Consider the following 25,920-nt stretch of genomic DNA (forward strand, 5'->3'; position numbering starts at 1 on the left):
TGGAATGCTCCTCTCAAGTTTCTTTCATTTTTTCAGCAACTCGTAATTTTGCCGATCGGGCGCGACGGTTATCATCGAGCTCTTCAACACCCGCCGTAATCGGCTTGCGTGTGACGAGTCGGAGTTCCGGCTCCATTTCGACGGGAATCATCGGTAACCCCGGTGGAAGCTCGGGTAATGATGATTTTTCTTTGATTGCTTGTTTACACATGCGATCTTCAAGTGAATGGAACGTAATGACACATAGACGTCCACCGACCCGTAATAAATCAATGGCTTGGTGTACCGCACGATCAAAGACGTTCAGTTCATCATTGACAGCGATCCGGATTGCTTGGAAAGTCCGTTTCGCAGGGTGACCACCTTTACGTCGTGCTGGTGCCGGAATCGCATCCTTGATCAATTCGACGAGTTCAAATGTCGTCTCGATCGGTCGCTCTTCCCGCGCTTTTTCGATTTTACGCGCAATCTGTTTCGAGAATTTCTCTTCCCCGTATGTAAAGAAGATACGTACGAGATCATTGTACGACCACTCATTGACGACTTCGTAAGCAGAAAGTGGAGAAGATTGATCCATGCGCATGTCGAGACGTGCGTCGTGATTGTAACTAAATCCCCGTTCCCCTTCGTCTAATTGTGGTGAAGAGACACCGAGATCGAATAGGATGCCGTCCACTTTCTCGACGCCATGTGCTGCTAATTGCTCTTTCAGATAAGCAAAATTACTCTTTATTAAAGTAAAGCGACCTTCATACGCCGCGAGACGTTCTGCTGCATGAGCGAGGGCGACATCATCTTGATCAAATGCGTACAGATGACCTGTCGTCAATTGCTTGACGATCTCTTCGCTGTGTCCTGCTCCACCTAACGTACAATCGACGTAAATACCGTCGGGTTTAATCGCGAGTCCTTCGATCGACTCCCATTTCAATACTGTTTCATGCTCAAACATGTCCTGCCTCACCTTTCACTGTCCTTGAAGGACGTTACTCTTTTTCAATGTATCACATTCTCTCGTGAAAACGTTACGAAAATGAGACAGTTTCCTTGATTTATTTAACTTTTGTGTAATTTTCGCTAAAAAAGAGAAAAAACCTGCTAGTTTCAGCAGGTTTAGAGGAAAATCTTCAGTTGATCACTCGTATTCGCTTCATAGGCTGTTCTTAAGTCCCGAACAAAATCAAGACCATGGTGATTCAACCACGGGAGGACAGAATGAATCCGCTCTTGTGGCGCTCCATCAGGAAGAAGATGATAAGCCGTCTCTTTATATTGCCGTGTCTGTCGGTCAAACTGACGTCGATCTTCTGCCAGTAGACTAACAATTGCTTGATCGAGCTGTTTCTTGACCTTCTCACTCTTACTCGATGTCCGCAGTAGATTCTGTTCGAGCGAGAGGAATTCCGAGACGAAACTGTCTTTTAGCATCGCTGCCGTCTGCATACGTCCTGTCATCTTCTCTTCTGAATAGAGCGGAATCGGTACGCCTGATCGGACGATTTCTTCGAGCGACACCTCAAGTTTAGCAAGACGCTTTTCATCGCTACGGCGCACGAGTAACCCACCCATGCGGGGAATCAATAACGGCATCGTCCAATTCAGGTGATGAAAGAGCGGTCGTAAGCGTGTCCAGTATGCTAACTCCCCCGGACCCCCGATATAGGCAAGCGTCGGGAACAGGTAATCCTGCATCAATGGACGTGTGACGACACTGTTGGAGAAACGTTCCGGACTGGCGTATAGCAACGCGATCAATTCAAGCTCCGTATATTGCTTTCCTTGTTTTGTCTCGAATCCGTCTGCTGTCGGATACAGTAACTGACGACCGTGATCATCGACGAAAAGATGCGCCGCTTCCTCGTTCAAGAATGTATCCGGTAACTCTTGCGTCTGTGAAATACCATCCGTCAATGCTCGTCTAAATTCCGCATTGTCTTGAATCAACCGTTCAAAGAACGGAATCTCGAGTTCACGGACAGAATGTGTATCCGCATCAAAGAAGACGATATCAAAATCGATCAATTCACCGATCAATTGTGAGAAAAACATCCCATACGATGTACACGCTTCAACGAGTTGCTTCAGGCGCGCAACTAATTGTTTCGTATGAACCGTTTCTGGCATTGCTCGGAATGTCTCTTCGATGATTTCAAGAAGTGCTGCTTGATCAAAAGAGAGCCGACTGACCGAGCGGGCAATCGATTCTGAAGGTGTGACAGCGATTTTACGCGTTTGATAATCCGCTGTCGGAACGTAAACATGGTTAATCTCATCAAAATCGTGATCTTCGGTCGCGAGCCAAAAAATCGGAACGACAGGTCGCCCAAGTGTCGTTTCCGCCTGCTTCGCGACCTTAAGACAGGTCAACAATTTATAGATGGCATATAATGGTCCGCCAAAGATACCCGTTTGTTGCCCTGTAATGACAACTTGAGCTTCACCCGTACGAAGCTTCGCGACACGTTCCCGCAAACGCTCCGTCATGTTCGGATTTTGGCGTTCGAGTTCGTCTGTCAGTGCCGCAAGATGCGGATAGTGACGTTCTTCAAGCAAACGGCTCCTCGACGCTAAACCACTCTCTCCAAGGTGGTCGACATATGTTAAGAATTCTTCTCGTGAAGCACGATGCATCAACGAGTTATCATCGTATAAGGCTTCAAATGGTTGTACCTTCAAACAAAATCCCTTCTTTCTTACCTAACTGGTCAGCTGATGAACAGTTGACGAATACCGAGTACGAACAGTATGAAATGGACGGGTAATGCCAGCAAGATGATGATCCGCCAGCTGTGGCGAATCATTTGTCTCAAATCAACATCAAGTTGACGAATTCGTTGCCAGAGTGCATTCAACGCAAACACCAACAACACGACGATGACGATCCACCCTAAGTAATTTGTTCCGGTCAAGGCAATCAATGCAACATGAATCGCATACAGAACGATGAATGTTCCAAAGTCGAGTGCAAATCGAACGGCCTTCCCATGTTTCCGAAATAGAAGTAGAAAGACGAGATACAACGCAATCAGGCTGAATAAAGGAAAAATGATGAAGACTGTCACTGCGGACCCTCCCTCTGTTTGATCTGTTCATAATAAAAAGATAAACGTGGCGTCGCAGTCGTCGCCTGACGTAATGCGTATCCAAGTATCGGTTCTACTTCCGTTCGTCGTCCATACTCAAGATCTCGTAACATGGAAGAACGATTTTTGCTCGTATTCTTCATGATCCGCTCGATTTCGGAATAAGTAATGTCATGGTGCGGGAAAATCGTCCGCATTTCGTCAAATAATTGACGGGCTTCTTCTCGATAAGGCATATCTAATAAGGATCCATTCTCAACACCGTAATAAGCCGTCACTGGATTGATGACGACGTTGATGAACAGCTTCGTCAATAAAACGGCTTCCATATCTGACTCAAGTTCAAAGCACAGCTGCTTTGACGACAAGTTCACTACCTCTTGATTTCCGTAGCGGATGCGTCCTTTTCCAGTATGCTGGACTTCAAACGGTGCAGTGCGCATGGCACCATGTTCGACGACACCAAATAAGACATGCGGCAATTGCTCTTTCCATTTCAAATGATCCATTCCATTTTGCAGGAACATGACGGGACACGTCAGCCGTTTAAGGAATGGAATCACACTTTTTATATCATACGACTTTGTCGCGACAAACACCAAGTCTTCTGACTCGAGCCGATCAATCTTCCGGATCCGTACGAGACGACTCGCTTGTCCATCGCGAATGATTGGTCGTTCCTCATCTTGTTCTTGTCGCACATAAAGCGTGACTGCATGATCTTCCGATAAATAAGAGGCAAGCAATAACCCGATGGCACCCGCGCCAATGATTCCAACATTCATCTATTCCTATCCCCTTTCATGAAAAAAGCGACCTTAAAACCGATTTCTCGATTCGAAGGTCGCTTTTATACCGATCAATCAGCTTATTTGCTGACGATTTCTTTACCTTTGTACGAGCCACATGCTTTACAAACGCGGTGTGAAAGTTTCATTTCACCACAGTTTGGGCACTCGACCATACCTGGTACACGGAGTTTGAAATGAGTACGGCGAAGACGTTTGCGTGTTTTCGACGTTCTGCGGAATGGTACTGCCATCGTTGTCCACCTCCTTGAAAAAATACACTCGCCTTTACTTCAGAAATCAGGAATCCTGATCTTTTTTAAAGAACTGAGCGAGACCCGCGAGTCGCGGATCGATTTTTGGTTCGGTTTCCTCTGGATCTTCTTCAGAAAGAATCGTCCAGCCTTCCCCCTCAACCAACTGATTCTCTTCATCATCCCCATGCACTTGCACTGGCACATGAAGTAAAATCAATTCTTGCACGAGCGGTCGAAGATCGACCGTATTCCCGATCGGCACGTTGATGTCATCTGCTTCGTTCGAAACAGCATCGACCTCGAGCAGGAATGGCTCGATGGATTCAATCTCGAATGGATAAGCGACGTCATTTAGCGTCCGGGCATCCGGAAGCGTCATTTCGCCGGTAATCCGAAGATTGAATATTAATTGATTCGATGTAAACGATGCATTTGCACGAACGTGCACAGGTTGCACCGCCCGGATATCCGGATGGAGGGCGACTAGCTCATTGAGCTCGATCGTCTCGTTAACCTGAAGTTGACCCAGATTGCGCAATTTATTCAATTGCATCAGGGACCATTTCATCCGAATCACCTCAATTGCAACAATATGAATTATAGAGAGGACATCTTGTTTTGTCAATGTTTTTTCTTTACACTGAAATCGCTAGAGAACGAACACTTTTGGACGTCTTTATCCATATTACCGCACTTAATTCGGTTTGCAAAGGAGAAAGTTTTCATGAGGATGACAGCTATCATTTCAGAGTACAATCCGTTTCATAACGGACACTATTATCAAGCGACAACAGCACGACGGGAAACGGATGCCGACGTCATCGTCGCCATCATGAGCGGGACGTTCATGCAGCGTGGTGAGCCCGCCTTTACGGATAAATGGACACGTGCTCAGGCGGCCGTCGCGAGCGGTGCCATCGATCTCGTTCTTGAACTTCCCTTCTATTTTGCTGTCCAGCGTGCTGATCGCTTTGCACTCGGTGGTGTGACGATTGCCGAGACAATCGGCTGTCAGTCGCTTTCGTTTGGAAGCGAGTGTGGAGACATCGAACCTTTTCTGCATGCGGCAGCGGAACAGATCGAAGAGACACCTGCATACAAGCAAGCGTTACACGATGGATTATCAGCGGGCCTCTCTTCTGCTCACGCCGCCAGTCAAGCATTCAGGAGCGTCTCACAGACGCTTGATTTGACACAACCGAACAATACGCTTGGCTATTATTACGCTCGCGCCGCAAATACCCTATCGCTCCACACGACGAAACGGATTGGAAGTGGCTACCACGACTTATCCACCGGGGACATCATGAGCGCCACCGCGATACGCGCCCATCATCAGACACACGGTCAGCTGCTCGCACTTCCCGAACAGACGGAAAACGTCTTAGCAAACGCCTCTTTCGCCAACTTCTCGCATTATTATCCATGGATTCGACAACGTCTACTAACGACTCCAGTACCCGAGTTGATGCGAATCGCTGGGATCGACGCTTCGTTAGCACCACGACTCATCGAAGGGGCTAAACAAGCAACGACGTTCGACACCTTTCTGAATTACGTCAAAACACGCCGTTATACGCGGACGAGCCTGCAGCGTGCCTTGATCTATCTATTGACCTCAACGACGGCAGAGGAGGTCGCACGGATCGATTACGACCATGTTGATTTCGTTCGTCCCCTCGCCTTTTCAGAACGAGGACGACAGGCACTCAAAACCATCAAAACGCGGACTGCCGTATTCAGCACCTTCACGAGTCATCCTTGGCTAACGAAAGAAAGCCAAGTGACAGCTGCATATGCACTGCCCTTGGCTCGCTACGACGCGTTGCTTGAACACCGTCGCTTTCCTTATTTCGCTGGAAGTTCTTCTAAATAATCAATCGCATCTTCGACTGTCTTGATCGGAACGAGCTTCATGTTCGTTCCGAGTTTTTTGATGGATGGTTTTGCTTCTTTGTAGTTCTCTCCTGCTGGTACGAACATGATTTCTGCTTCTGCCTCGTCTGCAGCGACCACCTTTTGCCAAGCTCCACCGATTGGTCCCACCTTGCCACCTTCTTCAATGGTTCCTGTGCCGGCGATTTTATGCCCTTTCGCCAAATCTCCCGGCGTCAATTGATCGTAGATTTCAAGAGTGAACATCATTCCTGCAGAAGGTCCCCCGACGTCTTCGACCTGAAACTCGATCTCAGGATCCGTCTTCACGTTCGAGATCGGGAGCGGTTCGTAAATGCCGAGCCCGACTCGCTTGACCTCTTTAGATAACTGATCCACTCGAATCGTCGTCTTCTTGTCTTCCGATTTACGCGTGAACTGAATCGGAACAGCTGTTTTGGCTTTTTTTGCTTGAATCGTCTTCATGAAACCTTCAAATGACGTAATCGGTTTTCCGTCAACACTTGTAATCCGATCCCCTGCCTTCAGTTTCCCTTCGGCTGGACCACCGGGAATGACGCCGGAGACGTAGACCCCTTCGAAATCGACATCGACCTTTTGATCCGCTAATTCATACGCTTCGATTGTTGCGTTATGTTGTGCTTCTTCCATATACAGCTTCTGACGCGTTTCATACTGCGCGTCCGACTCGCCGTCGTACAGATAATCACTTACACTCGATGTTTCGGAGAACGGTAGAAATAAGCTTTCAATGAGAAAGTAAGGCGTTGCCCGACGTTGTGCGATCGTCAGCATCATCAAATCTCCCGGTTCCTTGTCGCCTCCAGATACTTCAATCAAATTGTCCGTCGACGTCGCGTCACCCGGATAGGAGATGAAATAAGGAAGTGGTAAGAAAAATACGATCAAGGCAGCGATGATCGCTGCTAAGGCAGGTTTCCAAGCTTTCATCACAGTTCTCCTTTCGCATATTTCTGACGTAGCGCCTCTTCGACGGAAGGCGGTACGAGATCGGCAACGGAAGCACCATATTTGGCAGCTTCCTTGACGATTGAAGAACTCAAGAAGGAATACTGATTATTCGTCATCATGAATAGTGTCTCGATTTGATCGTTCATCTTCTTGTTGATAGAAGCGACTTGCATTTCGTATTCAAAATCCGAAACTGCTCGTAAACCGCGTACGATCGCGGTTGCTCCAACTTCCGCCGCATAATCGACCAGTAGACCATTAAAGGAATCCACCTTGATTTGAGGTAGGTGCGATGTCACATCGGCAATTAACTCCATCCGTTCCTGGACAGAAAAGAGTGGTTGCTTCGAAGAATTATTCAGTACGGCAACGATGATCTCATCAAAAATCGGAACGGCACGCTCGATGATGTCTAAATGTCCGTTCGTGATTGGATCAAAGCTACCTGGGCAAATGGCGATTCGTTTCATTCGTGGTCTTCCTCCGCTTCCATGAATTCGTACAATGTAATCGAGATGACAGCGGAATAACGAAGTCGACGCACGACTTCTAGTCGTCCGATCTGGTCCGGTAATTCAACCGCTGAGTCATGTTCACAGACGATGACACCATTGTCCGTCAACATATTGTGTTGCTCTATGTACGTGACATGTTCCGTCAATCGCTCTTTTGCATAGGGAGGGTCTAGATAAATCAACTTAAACGGCTCTTCAGATGCGAGTTCCGTTAAAGCGATCGCTACATCTTTTTTTAAAACACGTGCTTGGTCCGTATAGCGCGTCGTTCGTAAATTATCTTGGATCGTTTGGATCGCTTTATGGTGTTGGTCGACGAACACCGCCTCATCGCATCCTCTTGAAAGAGATTCAATCCCAAGACCACCGCTCCCCGCAAACAGATCCAGTGCTCGTCCTCCGTTGAAATAAGGACCGATGACGTTGAATAAGGATTCTTTTACCTTATCCGTCGTCGGTCGTGTTTGATCCCCTGGCACTGCTTTTAATCGTGTACCTTTCCGTTCCCCTGAAATGACTCGCATTTCCTTCATTCCTTTCAACAAAGAAGCGACGAGGATGTCCTCATCGCTCCATGGATTATGCTTCTTCTGGCATTTTACCTTTTTTGTTCGCGAACGTCTCCGTGATGAACGGTCGTTCTGAACGTTTGATCGATTCGACGAACGGGAGAGTCGAAATGACTTCCATCACCTGTTCATGCTGATCTAAATCGACATACAGATGAACGTATCGTTCACGTTTAGACGTAAAGTAGACGTTCCCGTAACGGCGTAATTGACGGGATGCTTTCATCGCATTGACATAGACGATGAGTCCCACTCGTTCCTTGATCACGCCAGCCTACCCCCTTCACCTTCGTTATCCGCTACAGCTACAGCTGCCACCGGTCGAACAACCTCCAGCGCATCCTTGATCGAAGAAAGGATTTCCCGTCGGTACTTTAATTTGCGGTGATACTTCTCCAGCGAGCTTCAGACTGATTTGTCCGAGTAACGTCTCGAGTTGTTTTTCCGCCTTTTTAAACTGCGCGACTTCCTCTTGTAAATCAAGTCGCCGTTTGACTTCATGGACCCTTTTCGTGATCGTCTGATAGTCAGGATGATACCGTCCGAATCGCTGTACGAGTTCGTAGTCCTCCTTGACTTGATGAAAATCGCGAATGACAGCCTGTGCCTCTGTTGACTCTTGCTGTGCTTGTTTCGCACATCTATATGCTTGCCCCGTTTCACTTTGAGCGAGAGATCGAATGAGGTCTTCCGCTGCGTTGATGAGGTCAATCGTCTTATCGGTATATATCACAACGAATCTCCTCCTTAACTTTACCATCTTATCATAACATTTCTCTCCCTCCTAGCCTGTTGAATTGTGTATAATTTGTTCAGAAGGAAGGAATGAACTTTATGCAACTGCTCTCTTTTAATATGTTCCGGACGATTGGAATCAAGACGGAACATGCCAAATCAGATTATCACTTTGATTCCTTGAAAAAAATCGAACAGGCGGATGTCGTCCTGTTCCCGGAATACTGGCAAATCCACTCAATCATCTACGGAATGAAAAAACCGATTTTCCCGTCGGCTGCTACGTTCCACTTAGGTCATGACAAGATCGAGATGACGCGGATTTTTCAAACCGTCATTCCGGATAACATCCCTCGAACCGGTATCTATGGAAAAAATGAATTCACCGTCGAACGTGTCTTACGTGAATTTTCGTTTCCGTTCGTTGCGAAGACAGTCCGTAGCTCCATGGGACAAGGTGTCCATCTCATCAAAAATGAAACAGACTGGAAGAAATACACGGATACACACGAGACGTTCTACATTCAGGAGTACATTCCGAATGAGAAGGACTTACGTGTCGTCGTCGTCGGCGATCAAGTTCTTGCTGCGTACTGGCGCGTCGGTGGTGCTCAGTTCTTAAATAACGTCGCTCAAGGTGGTGTCCTTGATTTTGATGATGTGCCACAAGGAGCGATCGACTTCGTGCTCGCTCTCGCGAAACAGCTCGATATCGATCACGCCGGTTTTGATCTCATCATCCGTGACGGACAGTGGTACGTTCTTGAGTTCAATGTCTTCTTCGGTGGGGAAGGTCTCAATCATCTTGGTATCCACGCACCGGATACGATTCTTGAATATGTCGAACGAAAATATGGAAGTTCATGAATTCTTCAAAATGACTTCACATCTTTTACGTCATCGTTTCATTCATTATGGTATGATAGTTTGGAAAGACTAGTATCTACTAGCAAACTGGGGTATAGGGGGATTCAAACATGAAGTTTGAACAATATGGCATCGAAGGCAAGGAACTGAAGTTCGGTCTTCTCGAAACAATCATGGAACATCACCGCTTCGTTCGTGAAGGACAGTGGGATTACGAACGCGCGATGTACGACATGAAATATGAAAAACAATCAACAGGTGAAGTATTCTACCTGCGTGTTCCTGTCTATGCGATCCAAGGCGAGATTGAAGACCGCCATGCTGTCGTTCGTATGATGACACCACTTCTCGGTAAACACTACTATCCACACGGTGTCGAGTATGATGAGACGTTCCCTCCGGAAATCGTCAAAGACTGCGAACGTCGTTTAGCAGCATTGCTCGAAACACTCGAAAAATAAGATCCACACGTAGAGGTTCCAATGAGGAGCCTCTATTTTTTTGTTCTTCATGCCAAACAAAAAAGCTAACGACCTCGCATCATCCACGAAATCATTAGCTGTTCTGTCCACCTGATTGTTATTCCTTAATACACGCGAAATCGCTTTTAACGCGCGACGAATTGTACATAAGATACGACATCGTCTCCGAGCTGAATCCCAAGCTGCTCGCGTACATGAAGATAAAGTGCGTGAAGTGACGTTGCCGGTGCATTGACCTTTACGCTAAATGCAATCTCTTCCCGGTCCATCCGTTTGATCCGGGAGTGATGGATTCCATAATCCTCGATCGCACAAGCAAGTAATTCCTCGATGGCTTGAATAGAGACGGTAACATCTCCTTGCATGTACTCTTCATAAGTCATCTACCTTCACTCCTTTGCTAATTGTGTGACCGAAGACATGACCTCTTCTAAGTCGACCGGTTCATCCGGTGTCTTCGCCATGGACGAAATCGCCCGTACTTTATTCTCACGGTCCAAAATGAACATTTGTGTTCCGTGTGTCACTAAGCCGCTCTCAGCCTTCGAGTAATAGAAATTCAACTGACGTGTCAAACGATCGATGACGACTGGATCTCCCGTCAATACTCTCCACCCTTTGGCATCTGCTTCAAAGTTCGAAGCATACTTTTTCAAGACTTTCGGTGTATCCACTTTTGGATCAACCGTCACTGCGACGAGTTCGACGTCACTTCCGTACAATTCTTCGCTCCGAAGCTTCTTCTCAAGCTTACGGTAATCATTTAACGTCAACGGACAAATATCAGGACAGTTCGAGTAGAAGAACGTCAACACTTTGATTTTTCCGTCTTCCGAATTGAATGATTTTCCGTCTACGGCATTCGTTAATTCAAATGGTGTCGGTTCAGCGATGACAGGTAACTTTTCTTTCATGAAGAAATAATAATATCCCCCGGCTGCCGCAACTAAGATAAGGACGACGGCAGCGACCGTCAAGTAACTATTCTTTTTCAAGTTGGCTCCCCCTTAATGACTCCAGATCGCCCGGAATACGTTCGTCGTCTCACCCGGATCGTAGACGACATATAGTAAGCAATACACGATCACACCGGTAATGGCTGTCAAAAACCAAACGATTGAGGCAACCGGTCCGATTTTACGGTGACGTGCAAAGTTCTTCTTATACGCGTGATAGAGTGCCATCAAACCGAGCACCCCACCAGATGTCGCAAGAAGGATGTGGAAGATCAAGAATCCTGTGTAGTAGGCTTTGACGGATTCAGGACCGCCAAAGGCTGTGTTACCAAGCAAAATCGTCCGCAAGGCATACATGATGAAGAACAATAAAGCGAGTGCAGCTGCAATCGTCATCACGGTTTGGTGAGCTTTCATGTTACGACGCGTTTGGGCGATCAAAAACCAGCCAATCGCTACGAAAATCGCACTGATGACAATCAGCGACACACAAATCAACGGCAAATAACTCATGTTCCAACTTCCTCCAATTTAATCCGCTTTTGGTGTGAAGGACATGCCTTCATCCACGGCAGTACTTTTTGAACGGCGCACCCATGTAAAGAAGGTCAGTCCGAAGAATAGACCATACACGAGTTCTTGACCGAGCTTCATGAGGACACCACCAAAGCGTTGGTCCTCTAATAAGTCATCTGTCGTTCCGAGCAATCGTTCCAGGTTCAATCCGCTTAAATCATTGTTCGGCATACAGTAAGCGAGTACTTTCGCGAATGTCGCCGGATCCTGATACGCTTGATACTGAAAACTTTGACTGAAGATCATGAAGGCACAGGCTGGTGTCAACAACACACCATTCGCTACGATGTAGACCATCTTCTTCAGGTCAGAAAGGCTGTCCGCCTCATTGACCGGTGCAATGATCGGATACCACATCGTCATACTCAAGAAAATCAATGTTCCGTGGAACAGACGGTGAACGGTATAGTTCGTCAAGACATAATCAAAAATAAATGGCATGTGATAGAACGTAAACAAGGCATTAAAGACGACAAGTGCAATCAGCGGCTTGATGAAGAAGCGAAGAATCCTACCAAGATACGGTGTATCGAACAAGCGCTTATAAAGCCACTCTGGTATCGCAATCAACAAGAGCGGCGGTGCGACCATATAGACGAATACCATCTGCAGCATGTGTGCTGAGAACGTGATATGTGCTAGCAGGTCTAACGGACTTCCAAAACCGATGTAAAAAACGATCAATGCCGCGAGCATCGAAAACTTTTGCCCAAGCGTTGTTTCCGGCTCATCCGGACGACGCAACTTTTCTGTCACGACAGCATATAGGATATACAATCCAACGAGTATCAACGCATAATACGGACTCCATAAGACAGTCCATTCGAATTGCGAAAGTGCTCCCCTTAAATTGCCTAACATATTTTTTCACCCCGTTCCTTTCTCTTACAAACTAAGATTACCGTTCCCCTATTTCATTGTAAAGGTTTCTCATAAAACGATTCCAAAATAAAAGACCATCCTGCTAAACGTTAGCAGAATGGTCACATTTCTTACCAGATCAACAGACGAAGCGTCGCAACGATCGTCAAGGCGACGAATACACCGAGACCCATCATGACTTTGATCCATGTGTTGCCTTTGTTGTTCATATGCATGAACATGTAAAGCTGCAGGTAAACCTGAACGATTGCCATGATGATCAAGAAACCACCAGCTGCCCAGTGCGGCATGAGATCAGCCATGACAGCACCGAAAGCGATGAGCGTCAAGAAAATCATGAGTGCGAAACTGATGAGTTGCAGTTGTGTCTCACGACCACGTTCTGCTTTCATCTCAAGCTCGATTTGATTGCGCGTAAGTTGCGGTTCGTGTTTTTCCATCTTATTTCACCATCCCCATGAGGTAGACGACTGAGAAGATAAAGACCCAGACGACGTCAATGAAGTGCCAGTAAAGACTTGAAACATAGTACTTCGGCGCATTCACGACCGTGATGCCACGGTTCCAGTTCCGGATGAGCAATGTCGAGATCCAGAGAAGACCGAACAAGACGTGCGCACCGTGGAATCCGACGAGAGTGTAGAAGGCAGAACCAAATGCACTCGACGTGAACGTATGACCGATGTGGTAGTAGTGATTGAACTCATAAATCTCACCACTTAAGAATCCAAGACCGAGAAGCAATGTGATGATGAGCCAAAGCTTCATCTTTTTCACATCATTACGTTTCATTGCCATCATTGCAAGAACGCTTGTTAATGAACTCGTCAAGAGAAGCATCGTCATGATGAAGACGAGACCCATTTCAAAGATGTCATAACTGCGTAATCCTTCTTTTGCACCGGAGTTATGAAGACCGATGTATGTCCCGAAGAGAGAGGCGAACAAAGTCGTCTCTCCTCCAAGGAAGAACCAGAAGGCTACATATTTATTCTTACCCTCAAGTGTTGCTTTTTCAACATGATCCGGAATACCCGTGATCGGGTTATTCGGTACTGAATGATGACCCATCTTACTTCGCCTCCTTTTCTGCTTCAAGGCGTAGATCTTCTTCGACGACTGATTTCGGGATGTAGTATCCTTCATCATCGATCCAAGAACGGAGGAACATCGCGATCAATGTCATCGCAAGACCAATCAAGGCAACGACAAGACCAACAGTTCCATAGTCTAGGCGAAGAATGAATCCGAGACCTGCGAGGAATAGACCGACTGACATGACGAATGGCAAGATCGTGTTGTTCGGCATGTGGATATCGCCGACTTCTTCCGATACAGAAACTGTTTTGTTTCCTGCCATTTTTTCGAGCCAATACGTATCCAAACCTTTGACGAGTGGGATTTGAGCGAAGTTATACTCTGGAGTTGGAACTGGAAGTGTCCACTCAAGTGTACGTCCATCTCCCCAGACGTCGCGTTTTACATATTCTTTTGACATCAATGCTGCTGCAATCGAAATGACGAGAACGATCGTCGACACACCCATGAAGGCTGCACCGATTGATGAAAGTAAGTTCATAGTTTCCCAGCCTTGGTTTGGCAAGTACGTGAAGACACGACGTGGCATACCTGTAAGACCAAGAATATGTTGCGGGAAGAACGTCAAATGGAAGCCGATGAAGAACAACCAGAATTGAATTTTTCCCCAGAATTCGTTGAGCTGTTTCCCGAACATGAGTGGGAACCAGTAGTAAAGACCTGCGAAGAGACCAAAGACAACCCCACCAACGATAACGTAGTGGAAGTGAGCTACTACGAAGTAACTGTCATGGTACTGGTAATCGGCAGGTGCAACAGAAAGCATGACCCCTGTCATACCACCAACAAGGAATGATGGAATGAACGCGACCGAGTAAAGCATTGCGACTGGGAACGTCAATTTACCGCCCCATAGCGTAAAGAGCCAGTTGAAGATCTTGACCCCTGTCGGTACGGCAATCGCCATCGTTGCTACGGCGAAGATCGCGTTTGCGACCGGACCGAGACCAACTGTGAACATGTGGTGGACCCATACCATGAATCCGAGGAAACCGATCAACATCGTCGCAAAGACCATCGTCGTGTAACCGAAGAGACGCTTACGAGCAAATGTAGGAATGATTTCAGAGAAAATACCGAATGCCGGTAAGATCAAGATATAAACTTCCGGGTGACCGAAGATCCAGAAGAGGTGTTCCCAGATGACGATGTTCCCGCCCGCTGCCGGGTCGAAGAAATGCGCTCCGAAGAGTCGCTCGAACGTCAAGAGGAACAATCCAACCGTAAGTGGTGGGAATGCGAAAACGATCAAGGCAGAAGCAACGAATGCTGTCCATGTGAAGAGCGGCATCCGCATCAGTTTCATACCTGGTGCACGCATGTTCAAAATCGTAACGAGGAAGTTAATCCCCCCCATAAGTGTACCGAAACCAGAAATCTGAAGACCCAACGCGTAGAAGTCTACACCGAGAGACTCAGGTACCGTCGAGAGTGGGGCGTATGCAGTCCACCCTGCGTTCGGTGCAGCGCCAAAGAACCAAGAAAGGTTCAACAAGACTCCACCGAAGAAGAACAACCAGAAACCAAGTGCATTCAAGAATGGGAACGCAACGTCACGTGCCCCGATTTGAAGCGGTACTGCTGCGTTCATGTATCCGATCAACATCGGCATCGCTGCCAAGAAGATCATCGTCGTACCGTGCATCGTGATCAATTGGTTAAAGAGTTCACCGCTGACGAAATCGTTCATCGGTTTAATCAATTGAAAACGAATCATTAGGGCTTCTACGCCACCGACTAGAAGGAAGAACAATCCAGACATGATGTAGAGAATCCCGATTTTCTTATGGTCGACTGTCGTTAGCCAGTCCATGATGCCGCTTTTTTTCTGCGGCATACCCATAGTATGTGTCCCCACTATGATTCCCCCTTAAAAAATTATTGGAGCTTTTTGTCCAATAGATAATCTGCCAATTCGCTCAATTCTTCATCGCTGATCTGATCTTCAGAGAATCCAGGCATTTTCGTACCTTGCTTCTCTTTTTGAGGATCGCGAATCCATTTTTCGAGGTTTTCTTTATCATGGTCGAGGTAACCCGCGATACGTTGACGATCACCGAAGTTCGTCAAGCTAGGTGCGACTTTCCCGCCACCATGACAGCTGAGACAGTTCTGGGCATAGACTTTCTCGCCAGTCGTCCAGTTCTTTTCATTCTTTTTATCAAGCTGCTTCGTCTCTGCTTCTTTAGCAGCTTTCATATCTTTCAACCAGTTGTCGTAGTCGTCTTGTTCAAGTGCAACGACTTTGAAGTCCATCAATGCGTGAGAAGGACCACACAACTCGGCACATTTACCGTAGTAAGTGCCTGCTTCTTTTGCTTGTAACCACATTTCGTTCTCAAGACCTGGGTTCGTATCTGTTTTACCAGAAAGAGCTGGTACCCAGAACGAGTGAATGACGTCTTTAGACGTCAAGTTAACAGCAACACGTTTACCGACTGGGATGACAAGTTCTTGTCCTGTCGAAACACCTTTGTCTGGGTATTCGAACTCCCACCAGTAGAGGTTTGCTGTAACGTTGATTTGTTCGTTTTTCTTCGCTTCTTTTGCATCTGCGAGTTCAACCGTTGTTTTGATCGTCGGAATTGCAAGAACGATCAAAAGAAGAATCGGAATGACTGTCCAGATGATTTCAAGCGTATGGTTCCCTTCGACTTGCTTCGGAACCGTGTTATCACCTGATTTACGACGGAATTTCATAAGTACGTAAATATAAATGACGGCTACGATCGCAAGGACGAACAACATGACCCACAAGCTAAGCTTGATGATCTCAAGTTGCATCTCAGCGCCTTCTCCGCGAGGCTGTAGCGCAGACAATTCCGGAATTCCACAACCTGATAACATGAGTGCCATCAAGCCGATTGGAAGAAGCCGGAAGAGCATTTTTACTGATTTTTTCACAACCATCCCCACTTTCTTTGTCCCCAATTTTGTCTTTCGTAATGGTGTACGTGAATTATGTCAAATCGTTTTAGAGAGAAACGAGTACGACCGTCACGATCCAAGCCGTGAAATAAAACAGTGAGAAGAAGAACATCTTCGACGCCCATTTGATTTCGGCTTGTTCATCTTGGATCTTCAGACCTTTCAGTCCCATATAGAGCCAATATCCACCGAGCAATGCCATGACGATCATGTAGATGATGCCATAGTGTGCTAAGAGGAGTGATGATGGAATGAGTACTGCAATCCACCATACAATTTGTCGTTTCGTGATCGCGAATCCGTTTACGACAGGTAACATCGGGATACCTGCTGCCCGATACTCCTCTGTCCGTCGCATCGCGAGTGCAAGGAAATGTGGTGGTTGCCACACGAACATGATGAGGAATAAAATCCACGCATCAATGTGAAGCGTCGGAGTGACTGCCGCAAATCCAATGATTGGTGGCACAGCTCCTGATATACCACCTACGACTGTATTGATCGTGTGCGTCCGCTTTAACCACATCGTATAAATCACGACGTAAACGAATGATCCGATCAATCCGAACACTGCCGCCACATGGTTGACGATCAACAACAATACCGTACCGGTCGCAAGAATACCGAGTCCTAGTGCGAGTATCCGCTGTCCATCCATCTTCCCAGTAACGCTTGGTCTTCCCATCGTCCGTTCCATCTTGTAATCGATGTCCCGGTCAATGTAGTTATTGAGGTAGCAACTTCCGGCAATGACCAATCCACTCCCGAGAAGCGTCCACAGTAACATCCACTTGGTTTGCCACAAGTACAACAGGACATCATCCGTTATGTACGATGCTGCTACGACATACCCCGCGAAGACCGTAATCAGATTGGCACGAACAATCCCCATTTTTGCTAGGGTAATATAGTCCTTGAATGTCGGCTGATCTGCTTGCTCGATCGCCATATCCAGTGCCTCTCCAGTAACTTTCGCCATGCTGTTCCCTCCTTTTCACCGTCTGCTTCCGTTTAGCACCTAAGCTTCACGTAATTTCTTCACAGAAATAACACAGACATGCCACGAAACGCCCTTTTCTCTATAAAAGATACCACATATCGAGGACCGTGACGTATGAAAATACTTTCGACATAATGAACAAAATGTGAAATCTATGTGATTTTCATCACAGTTCACCATATTTACCTAATACTAGAATAGCGTTGTTCTAAAAGATTGCAACCCTTTCAGTACTTTTTATGCGATACTAGACCTATGGAAATCCATGTATTTCGTATTTTTTTAGAAAGGTGGTGTCCAAATCTTGAATCGAAAACTTTCGATGTTTTCAGCCTTCGTCACGTTTACGATGATGATCGTCTTACTGATGGGTGGGACAGTCACAAAAACGGATTCGGGAGATGGTTGCGGAACGGATTGGCCACTCTGTCACGGGGAACTCATTCCGACGAACCCAAGTGTTGAAACGATGATTGAATATAGTCACCGCGCTGTGACTGGAGTCGTTGGACTCTTAATCATTGCCTTATGTCTCTGGACGCTCGTTGCCTTCAAGGATCGATTAGATACGAAGATCTTTGCGTTTCTTGCTTTCATCTTCATGTTGATTCAATCGATCGTCGGTGCTGGAGCAGTCGTTTGGCAACAATCAGACCTCGTCATGGCGTTACATTTCGGAATCTCTTTGATTTCCTTTGCTTCGCTATTGATTTTGACACTGTTGATCATGGAGCGTCCGGGTCAGGAATTCAGGGAATCTGTCCCAGCATTCTTACGGAAGCTCTTGTACGGTCTACTCATCTATACGCTGATCGTCGTTTATACGGGTGCTTACGTACGCCACGTCGGGGCTACATATGCTTGCGTTGGTTGGCCTGTCTGTTCTCAACCTTCCATGACGTTCGAAGCGTGGGTGCAGATGATTCACCGAATCATGGCAGGATTACTGTTCCTGTTCACCTTATTCGTCCATGTCGTTGCGATTCGCTTAAAGCATCGGACGACAACGATTGGTATGGCGTTCGCGACGTTCTTCATCTCGTGCCAAGTCGCCACTGGGGCTTGGATCGTTCTTGGTGGACATGCAACGTATGTGCCGTTACTCCACGCCTTCTTGATCACATGTTACTTCGGGGTCTTATCTTACTTGACGTACCATGCATTCCGAACGCGTAAGGCAAATAGTCGTCTTCAATAAGGTCATAAAAAAGGATGTTCCTCACTTGAGGGACATCCTTTTTTCATTATTTGAATCGAGCAATCGCACGCTTTCGCGCTTCGTCATGTGCGACGATTGGTTCTGGATAGCCATAATCCTTGCGTTGCTCAGCAGTCGGTTCATGAATATACTGCTTTGATAAATCCTTGATTTCCGTGACATACTTTCGAATGAACGCTCCATCCTTATCGAACTTCTTCGATTGAGTCGTCGGATTGAAGACGCGGAAGTACGGGACGGCATCCGTTCCGACTGATGCTGCCCATTGCCAACCCCCGATGTTTGATGCCGCTTCGTAATCAACGAGTTTCTGCTGGAAATATCGTTCGCCTTTCTGCCAATCGACCAACAAGTCTTTTGTCAGGAAAGAAGCGACGATCATCCGTAGACGATTATGCATCCACCCTGTTTGATTCAATTGCCGCATCGCTGCATCAACGATCGGATAGCCCGTCTTGCCTTCACACCACGCCTTGAAGCCCTCTTCATCTTCTTCCCATTCGATTTCCCGATATTGCGTATTGACGGCTTGTCGTTTTGATTCCGGGAAATGCATTAAAATCATGTAATAGAATTCACGCCAGATGAGTTCGGTGATGAAGGTCTGTTTCCCTTTTGATTCTTTTGCCTCCTGAACAGCCGCATAGACGGTCCGAATGCTGATTTCTCCAGTCCGTAAATAGCGAGAAAGTAAACTCGTACCGTCGACAGCAGGAAAATCACGGTTCTCTTCGTAATCTTCAAGCGATTGTTCGATGAATTTCTTCAAGCGTTGTTTCGCCTGCTTTTCACCAGGATGGAAGACAGCTTCCGACTCTGCCTTTTTAAAATAAGCGTTGATGAAACTATTATCGTGCTGACGCTTTTGATAATGATCCCGCAGCGTTTGCCATTTGACTTCGTATGGTGCAGGAATGTCTTTTTTCATGAATGCATTCTTATATGGCGTGAATACTTTATAGAACTTTCCATCTTGCTTTTTAATGTCATGTGGATGAAGAAGATGCCGGTCTAGTAGTCGCTCCGTCTGACGATCTTTACGCTTTTTAATGATTTTTTCATCTCGCGTCTTAAATGGTTCGACATATTCCGCATTAAATAACAAAACGTCCGCATCACCAGTTGCGTCTAAGAAAGCCTGTTCATCGCCTTCGATGAAACGAATTGGCATCTCTTTCTCTTTGCAGGCATCAGAAAACATCTCGAGCGCTTGGAAGAAATATTGTTGCCGTGCTTCATATTCTCCGATGTAATCCGGATTGAGCCAAAAGACGAACTCGACCGTCGCCTTCGGATTTTCATTTAGTAATTCAACAGCACGTGCCAACATGTGGTTATCTTGTAATCGAAAATCACTACGTACCCAACAAATAATGTTCAATCGTATCCTCTCCCACTACGTATTGAATGAAAAACAGGCAGCCCGCCGAGCGTGCGCCTGTTTTTCCTTGTGACCTTATACGAATTCAATCAGTAAGTCTTGACTCGCGATGGCTTCGCCTTCCTTGACGTGGACGGCTTTGATTTCACCGTCTTCCGGTGCTTGGATCGTCGTTTCCATCTTCATCGCTTCCGTGACGAGGAGTTGCTCTCCTTTACGGACACGTGTACCCGTCTCGACGAGCACCTTCAGCACGCTCCCCGGCATTGATGCACCGATTTGTTTCGCATTGCTTCGATCTGCTTTTGGACGACTTGATGAACTTTCCTTAATACTGATGTCTTTGACTTCGACTTCACGAGGCACACCGTTCATCTCATAATAGATCGTCCGCATACCATGATCGTCTGGCTGACCGATTTGAATCAACTTAAGGTAGAGTGTCTTGCCTCGTTCGATTTCAACCTCGATCGTCTCCCCTAGACGCATTCCATGGAAGAACGTATTCGTATCAAGAACAGAGATATCGCCATATCGCGCGACATACGAACTGTAGTCCATGAAGACTTTTGGATAGAGCGCGTAAGCGAGTGCATCAAATTCTGTAACGGGACGTTCAAGTTTTTCGAACAACTCATGTTTGATCGCATCAAAATTGAGTGGTTCCATCATCTTACCTGGACGTTCTGTCAGCGGAGCAGCTCCCTTGAGAATAGCCTGTTGAACGTCTTGCGGGAAACCATCTGGTGGTGTTCCGAGCTCCCCTTTCATCAGTTCGACGACTGAATCCGGGAAATCAAGTCCACTTGCACGGTGCAAGACATCCTCTTCTGTCAGATGATGTTGAACCATGAAGAGTGCCATGTCTCCAACGACTTTTGACGATGGTGTGACTTTGACGATATCGCCAAACAGCATATTGACACGCGCATACATCTCTTTGACTTCAGACCAACGATCCGCAAGTCCAACCGCTTTTGCTTGTTGCTGTAAGTTCGAATACTGTCCACCCGGCATCTCATGGTCGTAGACCGTTGGATTCGGTGCGATCATATCGAGTTCGAATGCTTGATACAGATGACGCACGTCCTGCCAATAATCCGAAATCTGTTCAAACTTCTGTGCTGATACGAGCGGTTGACGTGGATGACCACTTAAGGCATGAATCAAGCTACCACCCGCTGGCTGACTCGTCAGTCCCGACATGCTTGATGCGGCGACGTCTACGACGTCGACACCTGCATCGATCGCACGCGCATACGTATAAATCCCGTTCCCACTCGCATCGTGTGTGTGGAGATGGATCGGTAGCGATACCGCATCTTTAAGTGCTGATACGAGCGCATAGGCTGCTTCCGGTTTCAAGAGACCCGCCATATCCTTGATGGCAATGATATGAGCGCCGCTTTCTTCCAGTTGTTTCGCCAGATTGACGTAATACGGCAGGTGATATTTCGGTCGATTCGCATCGAATAGATCCCCTGTGTAACAGACAGCTGCTTCCGCGATTTTACCAGTCGGCAAGACCGCATCGATCGCAAGTTGGATTGACTCCGGGTTGTTCAAGCTATCGAAGATTCGGAAAACGTCGACTCCTGCCTGCGCCGCTTCCTTAACGAACGTGTGAATGACATTGTCCGGATAGTTTTTGTAACCAACGCCGTTCGCACCACGAAGCAACATTTGAATAAGGACATTTGGCATCTTTTCACGTAATTTCATCAGACGAACCCATGGATCCTCCGATAAGAATCGGTAGGCAACATCAAATGTCGCGCCTCCCCATGCTTCGACAGAGAACAATTCAGGTAGAAGTTTCGCTTCCGCTTCGGCGATTGCAACGAGATCCTTCGTCCGCATCCGCGTCGCAAGGAGCGACTGATGGGCGTCACGGAATGTCGTATCTGTCAACAAAACGTTTTCCTGAGCTGCCAACCATTTTGCGACGGCTTCTGGACCTTCTGCATCGAGAATCGCTTTTGCACCTGGTTTATAGTCTGTCGGGAGATTTTTCGGAATCCGGACGTCACGTGCAAGCGGCTTGTCCAATTTTCCGATTCCCGGGAATCCATTGACGGAAACCTCTCCGATGTACGTCAAAAGTTTCGTTCCCCGGTCTTGACGTTTTGGGAAGATGAATAATTCTTGTGTATCATCAATGAACGATGTGTTGTAATCCCCGCTGACGAACGCATGGTGCTTCAAGACGTTACTCAAGAATGGAATATTTGTCTTGATCCCTCGGATTCGGAATTCACTTAAATTTCGACGCATCTTCGCGACGGCTTGGTCGTATGTCAAACCATGCGTCGAGATTTTAACAAGCAGCGAGTCATAATATGGTGAGATTTCCGCTCCAACATAAGCATTTCCACCATCGAGACGTACACCAAAACCACCTGGTGAACGATAGGCTTTAATTTTCCCTGTATCCGGCAAGAAGCCGTTTTCCGGATCTTCTGACGTGATTCGGCTTTGGATCGCAAAACCAAGCATCTTAATGTCTTCTTGTTGCGGAATACCAACGAGGTCGCTATGTAACGATTCGCCTTCAGCAACACGGATTTGTGTCTGGACGATATCAACGCCTGTGATCATCTCCGTAATCGTGTGCTCGACTTGGACACGTGGGTTGACCTCGATGAAGTAGAACGATTCATCTTGTGTCACGAGAAATTCGACCGTACCCGCATTTTCGTATCCGACATGTTTCATCAAAGTGACGGCTGCGTCACAAATCTTTTGTCGACCTTCGTCTGATAGCGTCACACACGGCGCCACTTCGACGACTTTTTGGTGACGACGCTGTACGGAACAATCACGTTCAAACAAATGAATGATGTTCCCATGGGCGTCACCGATGATTTGAACTTCGATATGTTTTGGTCGTTCAATTAATTTTTCGACGTAAATCTCATCCGAACCAAACGCTTTTAAGGCTTCAGATTTCGCACGTTCGATCATGTCTGGGAGCTCTTCTTCTGTCCGGACGACACGCATACCGCGTCCACCACCGCCAAGCGATGCTTTGACCATGAGTGGATAGCCTGCTTCTTTTGCGAACGCATATGCTTCATCAATGGATGAGATCGGACCATCCGTTCCTGGAATGACAGGAAGACCGGCCTCAATCGCTGTCGTTCGTGCCCGTACTTTATCCCCGAACTTATACAGATGCTCTTCTTGCGGTCCGATGAAGATGATTCCTTCTTCACGACAACGTTTGGCTAGCTCAATATTCTCAGAGAGGAATCCATAACCAGGATGGATTGCATCACATTCGGCTTTTTTCGCTGTTGCAATGATATCTTCAATATCGAGATAGGCTTCGATCGGTTTTTTCCCTTCTCCGATCCGGTACGCTTCATCGGCTTTATAGCGATGAAGAGAACCCATATCCTCTCGCGAATAAATGGCAACGGTACGAATACCGAGTTCTGTCGCTGCACGGAAAACGCGAATCGCGATCTCCCCGCGGTTTGCTACGAGAATCTTCTGGATTTTAGTCAACTGATGCTCCCCCTTTAGTTAATGAGCTTGTGGCACTCATCGAACGTGCAGTCCGCACTTCTTTCTGATAAGCCACTCGATATTTGTTTTGCATGGAAATGTTCGCCATTACACCAAGCATCGTACTCATGACGAGTAACGATGACCCACCGTAACTGATGAATGGCAAGGTGACGCCGGTTCCTGGAAAGAGACCAGACATCGCCGCGATATTGATACATGTCTGAATGAAGATAATACCTGAAATCCCAAGCGCAAGCATACTCGAATAAATAGAAACACACCGGTTAGCGATAATCGCCCCTTGAATCATCAAGTAGAACAGTAGACCAAGCACGACGAGGACACCGACGAATCCAAGTTCCTCCGAGATGATCGACATGATGTAGTCAGTTTCAGGTTCAGGCAAATAACCATACTTCTGAAAGCTATTCCCGAGACCTACTCCGAATAATCCCCCGTGTGCAATCGATATGACGGAGTTGATGAGCTGATATCCCTTACCTTCTGCGTCAAGGAAGGGATTCAAACTTGCCTGAATCCGTTGCATCTGATTATCCGAAAAGTTGTTCCAGGCATACATGAAGATGATTGGTACGGTGACGACACATAACATGATGTAACCACTCGGTAATCCAACTGCGAATAAAATCATCGCCGTGATGAGCAACAGAATGAACAATCCGCCGTCATCCGGTTGCATGCGAATGATGATTGCGTATGGTGCCAGTAACACAACCATCGGAATCAAAATCCAGTCCGAGAAACTAAGTAAAATTCTTCGGCCTGGAGACGTCGCTTTGATTTGACGATGGATGAAGTGGTGGACGATCCCAATCACGCCGTCCATCTTCCCTTTGTGCTTTTGATCAAAATAACTCGCAAGTCCGACGACGAGGACGAATTTACAGAGCTCGATCGGTTGAATCAAGAAGATACCGAAGTTCAGCCATGCACGAGCACCATTGAGTGGAGCCGAAAACAACGTTGCCATCAACATCAACCATGTAATCGCGTACAGGAGTAAGCGAATAATCGGTCCACGGAACACCTCATGATTTACTTGCGAAACGAAAAGGAACAAGGCGATCGCCATCGCATCAAACATCAACTGCTTCTCAAAGAAGGACGTATTCGCATAATCCCCACCGTTCCACACGCTCGCACTATAGACCATGACCGTACTGATCGCCATGAGGATGAGCATCGTAAAGAAGAGACCATAGTCAAAAAATGCTCGTTTTTCTTTAAACTTCGCTAACATATGTACACGTCCTTTTTTCATTTTCTAAAAAAAATACCCAAACGCCGCATTTCACGTTTGAGTAGAAAATCAGCACGTCTCCGCATCATGTAAATCAGATAATTGCTGTTCAAGTGATTCGAGTAATTGTTTCCCCTCACCCGCATCAATCAGTTCAAGACGTACCGCAAAATCAATCTGACGGGATAATCCGAACATTTGTGTATCCAATACTTCCTCGTAAAGAGGACATTGTGGCATCGTTAAATTCGCAAGCTGGACCTCGATCAACCGGCGGATTTTTTGTGCATCCGCTTCTAGTAGCTCAAGAGCGCGCTGGCGATGAACTGTCTCGATTTCAGTTGACAATCCAATCCCTCCTCATCAAATGACGCGTTCCTGTTATAGCTAAACTTTACCTTACTTTCGCCAACAATTCAACGTTTCGGTATAATGGATTTGTTGGACTTACACATTTAGGGGGTAGAACAAATGATTTTTCCGATTAACGGTAAAGTACGGCATCAGTTGACGATTGATCCGACAGTCTGGATCTTTGATGAACGAAAGGTGGAAATCGAGAAAATCGGTCAACCAGCCGACACAAGTGAACAAGAAGCGTACTACGCGAAAATGGGGGCTGCGTGGGATAAAGGCATCATGGAAGGCAGTCGTACGGATCACAATCGTCCGATGACACGTGCTGAAAAAGAAGCCGCGCTTCAAGGGTCATTCGCCATGGCGCTTGCACCGTTCATCCGGAATGCCGAACTTTTACCAGATGCGATTGCTATTCGTTTTGAAGGCGAAGAAACGGTTGAACTTCCACTTGAGCAACTCGACGAAGTGTATCTGCAGTTCTCACAAGACGGCAAAGTATTAGCAGATGGACCCGTTCATCTGTTACACGGACAACGGATCGTCAAATCCGTTCATACGGTTACCGTCATATAAGGAAAACGT

The 25,920-nt window shown here is 46.8% G+C and carries 29 protein-coding genes; 5 read left to right on the top strand and 24 right to left on the bottom strand.

What is annotated here, in order from left to right; all coding sequences use genetic code 11:
• Positions 1-13 precede the first annotated feature (13 nt).
• The 6 genes from rsmH to N179_RS07125 all read right to left on the bottom strand — a co-directional run bounded on the left by rsmH (position 14) and on the right by N179_RS07125 (position 4,696).
• Positions 14-952 (bottom strand): 16S rRNA (cytosine(1402)-N(4))-methyltransferase RsmH, encoded by a 939-nt coding sequence (gene rsmH, locus N179_RS07100; RefSeq protein ID WP_035396712.1) that lies wholly within the window; start codon positions 950-952, stop codon positions 14-16.
• 161 nt (positions 953-1,113) lie between these two features.
• Positions 1,114-2,676: a bacillithiol biosynthesis cysteine-adding enzyme BshC gene (gene bshC, locus N179_RS07105; RefSeq protein ID WP_075642557.1), complete on the bottom strand. Its 1,563-nt coding sequence runs from the start codon at positions 2,674-2,676 to the stop codon at positions 1,114-1,116.
• Positions 2,677-2,705: 29 nt separating this feature from the next.
• The gene (locus N179_RS07110; protein ID WP_023468811.1) at positions 2,706-3,062 is read right to left on the bottom strand and encodes a DUF3397 domain-containing protein; all 357 of its coding nucleotides are present in this window, start codon (positions 3,060-3,062) and stop codon (positions 2,706-2,708) included.
• Positions 3,059-3,868: a ketopantoate reductase family protein gene (locus tag N179_RS07115; protein ID WP_075642558.1), complete on the bottom strand. Its 810-nt coding sequence runs from the start codon at positions 3,866-3,868 to the stop codon at positions 3,059-3,061. The genes N179_RS07110 and N179_RS07115 overlap by 4 nt, the downstream gene beginning before the upstream one ends.
• 83 nt (positions 3,869-3,951) lie before the next feature.
• A complete protein-coding gene (rpmF, locus tag N179_RS07120) occupies positions 3,952-4,125 on the bottom strand; it encodes a 50S ribosomal protein L32 (protein WP_012370841.1) in 174 nt (57 codons plus the stop codon).
• A gap of 46 nt (positions 4,126-4,171) precedes the next feature.
• Positions 4,172-4,696: a YceD family protein gene (locus N179_RS07125; protein ID WP_023468813.1), complete on the bottom strand. Its 525-nt coding sequence runs from the start codon at positions 4,694-4,696 to the stop codon at positions 4,172-4,174.
• 156 nt (positions 4,697-4,852) lie between these two features.
• Between N179_RS07125 and N179_RS07130 the strand changes: the two genes are divergently transcribed.
• Positions 4,853-6,004: a tRNA(Met) cytidine acetate ligase gene (locus N179_RS07130; RefSeq protein WP_075642559.1), complete on the top strand. Its 1,152-nt coding sequence runs from the start codon at positions 4,853-4,855 to the stop codon at positions 6,002-6,004.
• Here N179_RS07130 and N179_RS07135 read toward each other — a convergent pair.
• The 5 genes from N179_RS07135 to N179_RS07155 are packed head-to-tail and all read right to left on the bottom strand — an operon-like array spanning position 5,977 to position 8,840.
• Entirely contained in the window at positions 5,977-6,975 is a 999-nt protein-coding gene (locus tag N179_RS07135; protein ID WP_075642560.1) for a SepM family pheromone-processing serine protease, read from the bottom strand. The two genes, N179_RS07130 and N179_RS07135, sit on opposite strands and share 28 nt — an antisense overlap.
• Positions 6,975-7,466, bottom strand: coding sequence for a pantetheine-phosphate adenylyltransferase (coaD, locus tag N179_RS07140; RefSeq protein ID WP_023468816.1), 492 nt, complete (start codon positions 7,464-7,466; stop codon positions 6,975-6,977). The genes N179_RS07135 and coaD overlap by 1 nt, the downstream gene beginning before the upstream one ends.
• A complete protein-coding gene (rsmD, locus tag N179_RS07145) occupies positions 7,463-8,044 on the bottom strand; it encodes a 16S rRNA (guanine(966)-N(2))-methyltransferase RsmD (protein ID WP_074668417.1) in 582 nt (193 codons plus the stop codon). The genes coaD and rsmD overlap by 4 nt, the downstream gene beginning before the upstream one ends.
• A 46-nt stretch (positions 8,045-8,090) precedes the next feature.
• The gene (locus tag N179_RS07150) at positions 8,091-8,348 is read right to left on the bottom strand and encodes a YlbG family protein (protein WP_023468818.1); all 258 of its coding nucleotides are present in this window, start codon (positions 8,346-8,348) and stop codon (positions 8,091-8,093) included.
• 24 nt (positions 8,349-8,372) lie between these two features.
• Complete coding sequence (locus tag N179_RS07155) at positions 8,373-8,840, bottom strand: YlbF/YmcA family competence regulator (protein ID WP_217448912.1); 468 nt, start codon at positions 8,838-8,840, stop codon at positions 8,373-8,375.
• A gap of 74 nt (positions 8,841-8,914) precedes the next feature.
• On the opposite strand from N179_RS07155, the gene N179_RS07160 reads away from it, so the two are divergent.
• Entirely contained in the window at positions 8,915-9,682 is a 768-nt protein-coding gene (locus N179_RS07160) for an ATP-grasp domain-containing protein (protein WP_231681737.1), read from the top strand.
• Positions 9,683-9,792: 110 nt separating this feature from the next.
• On the top strand, positions 9,793-10,143 hold the full coding sequence (locus N179_RS07165; RefSeq protein WP_023468821.1) for a YugN family protein: 351 nt from the start codon (positions 9,793-9,795) through the stop codon (positions 10,141-10,143).
• Positions 10,144-10,289: 146 nt separating this feature from the next.
• On the opposite strand, the gene N179_RS07170 is transcribed toward N179_RS07165, so the two are convergent.
• The 9 genes from N179_RS07170 to cyoE all read right to left on the bottom strand — a co-directional run bounded on the left by N179_RS07170 (position 10,290) and on the right by cyoE (position 17,583).
• Complete coding sequence (locus N179_RS07170; RefSeq protein ID WP_023468822.1) at positions 10,290-10,547, bottom strand: hypothetical protein; 258 nt, start codon at positions 10,545-10,547, stop codon at positions 10,290-10,292.
• Between the two features lie 6 nt (positions 10,548-10,553).
• Positions 10,554-11,159 carry an SCO family protein gene (locus tag N179_RS07175; RefSeq protein ID WP_075642561.1) on the bottom strand — a complete coding sequence of 202 codons (606 nt, stop codon included), beginning with the start codon at positions 11,157-11,159 and terminating at the stop codon, positions 10,554-10,556.
• 12 nt (positions 11,160-11,171) lie between these two features.
• A complete protein-coding gene (locus N179_RS07180; RefSeq protein WP_023468824.1) occupies positions 11,172-11,633 on the bottom strand; it encodes a DUF420 domain-containing protein in 462 nt (153 codons plus the stop codon).
• Between the two features lie 18 nt (positions 11,634-11,651).
• Positions 11,652-12,557, bottom strand: coding sequence for a cytochrome c oxidase assembly factor CtaG (ctaG, locus tag N179_RS07185; protein WP_023468825.1), 906 nt, complete (start codon positions 12,555-12,557; stop codon positions 11,652-11,654).
• A 131-nt stretch (positions 12,558-12,688) separates the two neighbouring features.
• On the bottom strand, positions 12,689-13,018 hold the full coding sequence (locus N179_RS07190) for a cytochrome C oxidase subunit IV family protein (RefSeq protein WP_023468826.1): 330 nt from the start codon (positions 13,016-13,018) through the stop codon (positions 12,689-12,691).
• Between the two features lies 1 nt (position 13,019).
• On the bottom strand, positions 13,020-13,649 hold the full coding sequence (locus tag N179_RS07195; RefSeq protein ID WP_023468827.1) for a cytochrome c oxidase subunit 3: 630 nt from the start codon (positions 13,647-13,649) through the stop codon (positions 13,020-13,022).
• A 1-nt stretch (position 13,650) separates the two neighbouring features.
• Positions 13,651-15,519, bottom strand: a complete 1,869-nt coding sequence (gene ctaD, locus N179_RS07200) for a cytochrome c oxidase subunit I (RefSeq protein ID WP_174514739.1) — start codon at positions 15,517-15,519, stop codon at positions 13,651-13,653.
• Positions 15,520-15,554: 35 nt separating this feature from the next.
• Positions 15,555-16,586 carry a cytochrome c oxidase subunit II gene (coxB, locus tag N179_RS07205; RefSeq protein ID WP_081637364.1) on the bottom strand — a complete coding sequence of 344 codons (1,032 nt, stop codon included), beginning with the start codon at positions 16,584-16,586 and terminating at the stop codon, positions 15,555-15,557.
• A gap of 64 nt (positions 16,587-16,650) precedes the next feature.
• Entirely contained in the window at positions 16,651-17,583 is a 933-nt protein-coding gene (cyoE, locus tag N179_RS07210; RefSeq protein WP_023468830.1) for a heme o synthase, read from the bottom strand.
• A gap of 325 nt (positions 17,584-17,908) precedes the next feature.
• Here cyoE and N179_RS07215 point away from each other — a divergent pair, with 325 nt between their 5' ends.
• Positions 17,909-18,802, top strand: a complete 894-nt coding sequence (locus N179_RS07215) for a COX15/CtaA family protein (RefSeq protein WP_023468831.1) — start codon at positions 17,909-17,911, stop codon at positions 18,800-18,802.
• Between the two features lie 46 nt (positions 18,803-18,848).
• Here N179_RS07215 and N179_RS07220 read toward each other — a convergent pair whose 3' ends face one another.
• From N179_RS07220 to N179_RS07235, 4 genes are all read right to left on the bottom strand, one after another.
• Entirely contained in the window at positions 18,849-20,204 is a 1,356-nt protein-coding gene (locus N179_RS07220) for a cryptochrome/photolyase family protein (RefSeq protein WP_075642562.1), read from the bottom strand.
• A gap of 75 nt (positions 20,205-20,279) precedes the next feature.
• On the bottom strand, positions 20,280-23,714 hold the full coding sequence (locus N179_RS07225) for a pyruvate carboxylase (RefSeq protein WP_058713754.1): 3,435 nt from the start codon (positions 23,712-23,714) through the stop codon (positions 20,280-20,282).
• Complete coding sequence (locus N179_RS07230) at positions 23,707-24,978, bottom strand: FtsW/RodA/SpoVE family cell cycle protein (protein WP_075642563.1); 1,272 nt, start codon at positions 24,976-24,978, stop codon at positions 23,707-23,709. The genes N179_RS07225 and N179_RS07230 overlap by 8 nt, the downstream gene beginning before the upstream one ends.
• 69 nt (positions 24,979-25,047) lie before the next feature.
• On the bottom strand, positions 25,048-25,326 hold the full coding sequence (locus tag N179_RS07235) for an Fpa/YlaN family protein (protein WP_023468835.1): 279 nt from the start codon (positions 25,324-25,326) through the stop codon (positions 25,048-25,050).
• A gap of 123 nt (positions 25,327-25,449) precedes the next feature.
• On the opposite strand from N179_RS07235, the gene N179_RS07240 reads away from it, so the two are divergent.
• Positions 25,450-25,911 (top strand): hypothetical protein, encoded by a 462-nt coding sequence (locus tag N179_RS07240; RefSeq protein ID WP_023468836.1) that lies wholly within the window; start codon positions 25,450-25,452, stop codon positions 25,909-25,911.
• The last annotated feature ends 9 nt before the right edge of the window (positions 25,912-25,920 follow it).

The organism is Exiguobacterium indicum HHS 31, assembly GCF_001939065.1.
Classification (GTDB): Bacteria; Bacillota; Bacilli; order Exiguobacteriales; family Exiguobacteriaceae; genus Exiguobacterium_A; species Exiguobacterium_A indicum.

Coding starts and splice junctions, on each gene's coding strand:
- rsmH (WP_035396712.1), bottom strand. CDS start 952: ATGTTTGAGCATGAAACAGTATTGAAATGGGAGTCGATCGAAGGACTC.
- N179_RS07115 (WP_075642558.1), bottom strand. CDS start 3,868: ATGAATGTTGGAATCATTGGCGCGGGTGCCATCGGGTTATTGCTTGCC.
- rpmF (WP_012370841.1), bottom strand. CDS start 4,125: ATGGCAGTACCATTCCGCAGAACGTCGAAAACACGCAAACGTCTTCGC.
- N179_RS07125 (WP_023468813.1), bottom strand. CDS start 4,696: ATGAAATGGTCCCTGATGCAATTGAATAAATTGCGCAATCTGGGTCAA.
- N179_RS07130 (WP_075642559.1), top strand. CDS start 4,853: ATGAGGATGACAGCTATCATTTCAGAGTACAATCCGTTTCATAACGGA.
- N179_RS07135 (WP_075642560.1), bottom strand. CDS start 6,975: ATGAAAGCTTGGAAACCTGCCTTAGCAGCGATCATCGCTGCCTTGATC.
- coaD (WP_023468816.1), bottom strand. CDS start 7,466: ATGAAACGAATCGCCATTTGCCCAGGTAGCTTTGATCCAATCACGAAC.
- rsmD (WP_074668417.1), bottom strand. CDS start 8,044: ATGAAGGAAATGCGAGTCATTTCAGGGGAACGGAAAGGTACACGATTA.
- N179_RS07155 (WP_217448912.1), bottom strand. CDS start 8,840: ATGGTAAAGTTAAGGAGGAGATTCGTTGTGATATATACCGATAAGACG.
- N179_RS07160 (WP_231681737.1), top strand. CDS start 8,915: ATGCAACTGCTCTCTTTTAATATGTTCCGGACGATTGGAATCAAGACG.
- N179_RS07165 (WP_023468821.1), top strand. CDS start 9,793: ATGAAGTTTGAACAATATGGCATCGAAGGCAAGGAACTGAAGTTCGGT.
- N179_RS07170 (WP_023468822.1), bottom strand. CDS start 10,547: ATGACTTATGAAGAGTACATGCAAGGAGATGTTACCGTCTCTATTCAA.
- N179_RS07180 (WP_023468824.1), bottom strand. CDS start 11,633: ATGAGTTATTTGCCGTTGATTTGTGTGTCGCTGATTGTCATCAGTGCG.
- ctaG (WP_023468825.1), bottom strand. CDS start 12,557: ATGTTAGGCAATTTAAGGGGAGCACTTTCGCAATTCGAATGGACTGTC.
- N179_RS07190 (WP_023468826.1), bottom strand. CDS start 13,018: ATGGAAAAACACGAACCGCAACTTACGCGCAATCAAATCGAGCTTGAG.
- N179_RS07195 (WP_023468827.1), bottom strand. CDS start 13,649: ATGGGTCATCATTCAGTACCGAATAACCCGATCACGGGTATTCCGGAT.
- ctaD (WP_174514739.1), bottom strand. CDS start 15,519: ATGGGTATGCCGCAGAAAAAAAGCGGCATCATGGACTGGCTAACGACA.
- coxB (WP_081637364.1), bottom strand. CDS start 16,586: ATGGTTGTGAAAAAATCAGTAAAAATGCTCTTCCGGCTTCTTCCAATC.
- cyoE (WP_023468830.1), bottom strand. CDS start 17,583: ATGGCGAAAGTTACTGGAGAGGCACTGGATATGGCGATCGAGCAAGCA.
- N179_RS07230 (WP_075642563.1), bottom strand. CDS start 24,978: ATGTTAGCGAAGTTTAAAGAAAAACGAGCATTTTTTGACTATGGTCTC.
- N179_RS07240 (WP_023468836.1), top strand. CDS start 25,450: ATGATTTTTCCGATTAACGGTAAAGTACGGCATCAGTTGACGATTGAT.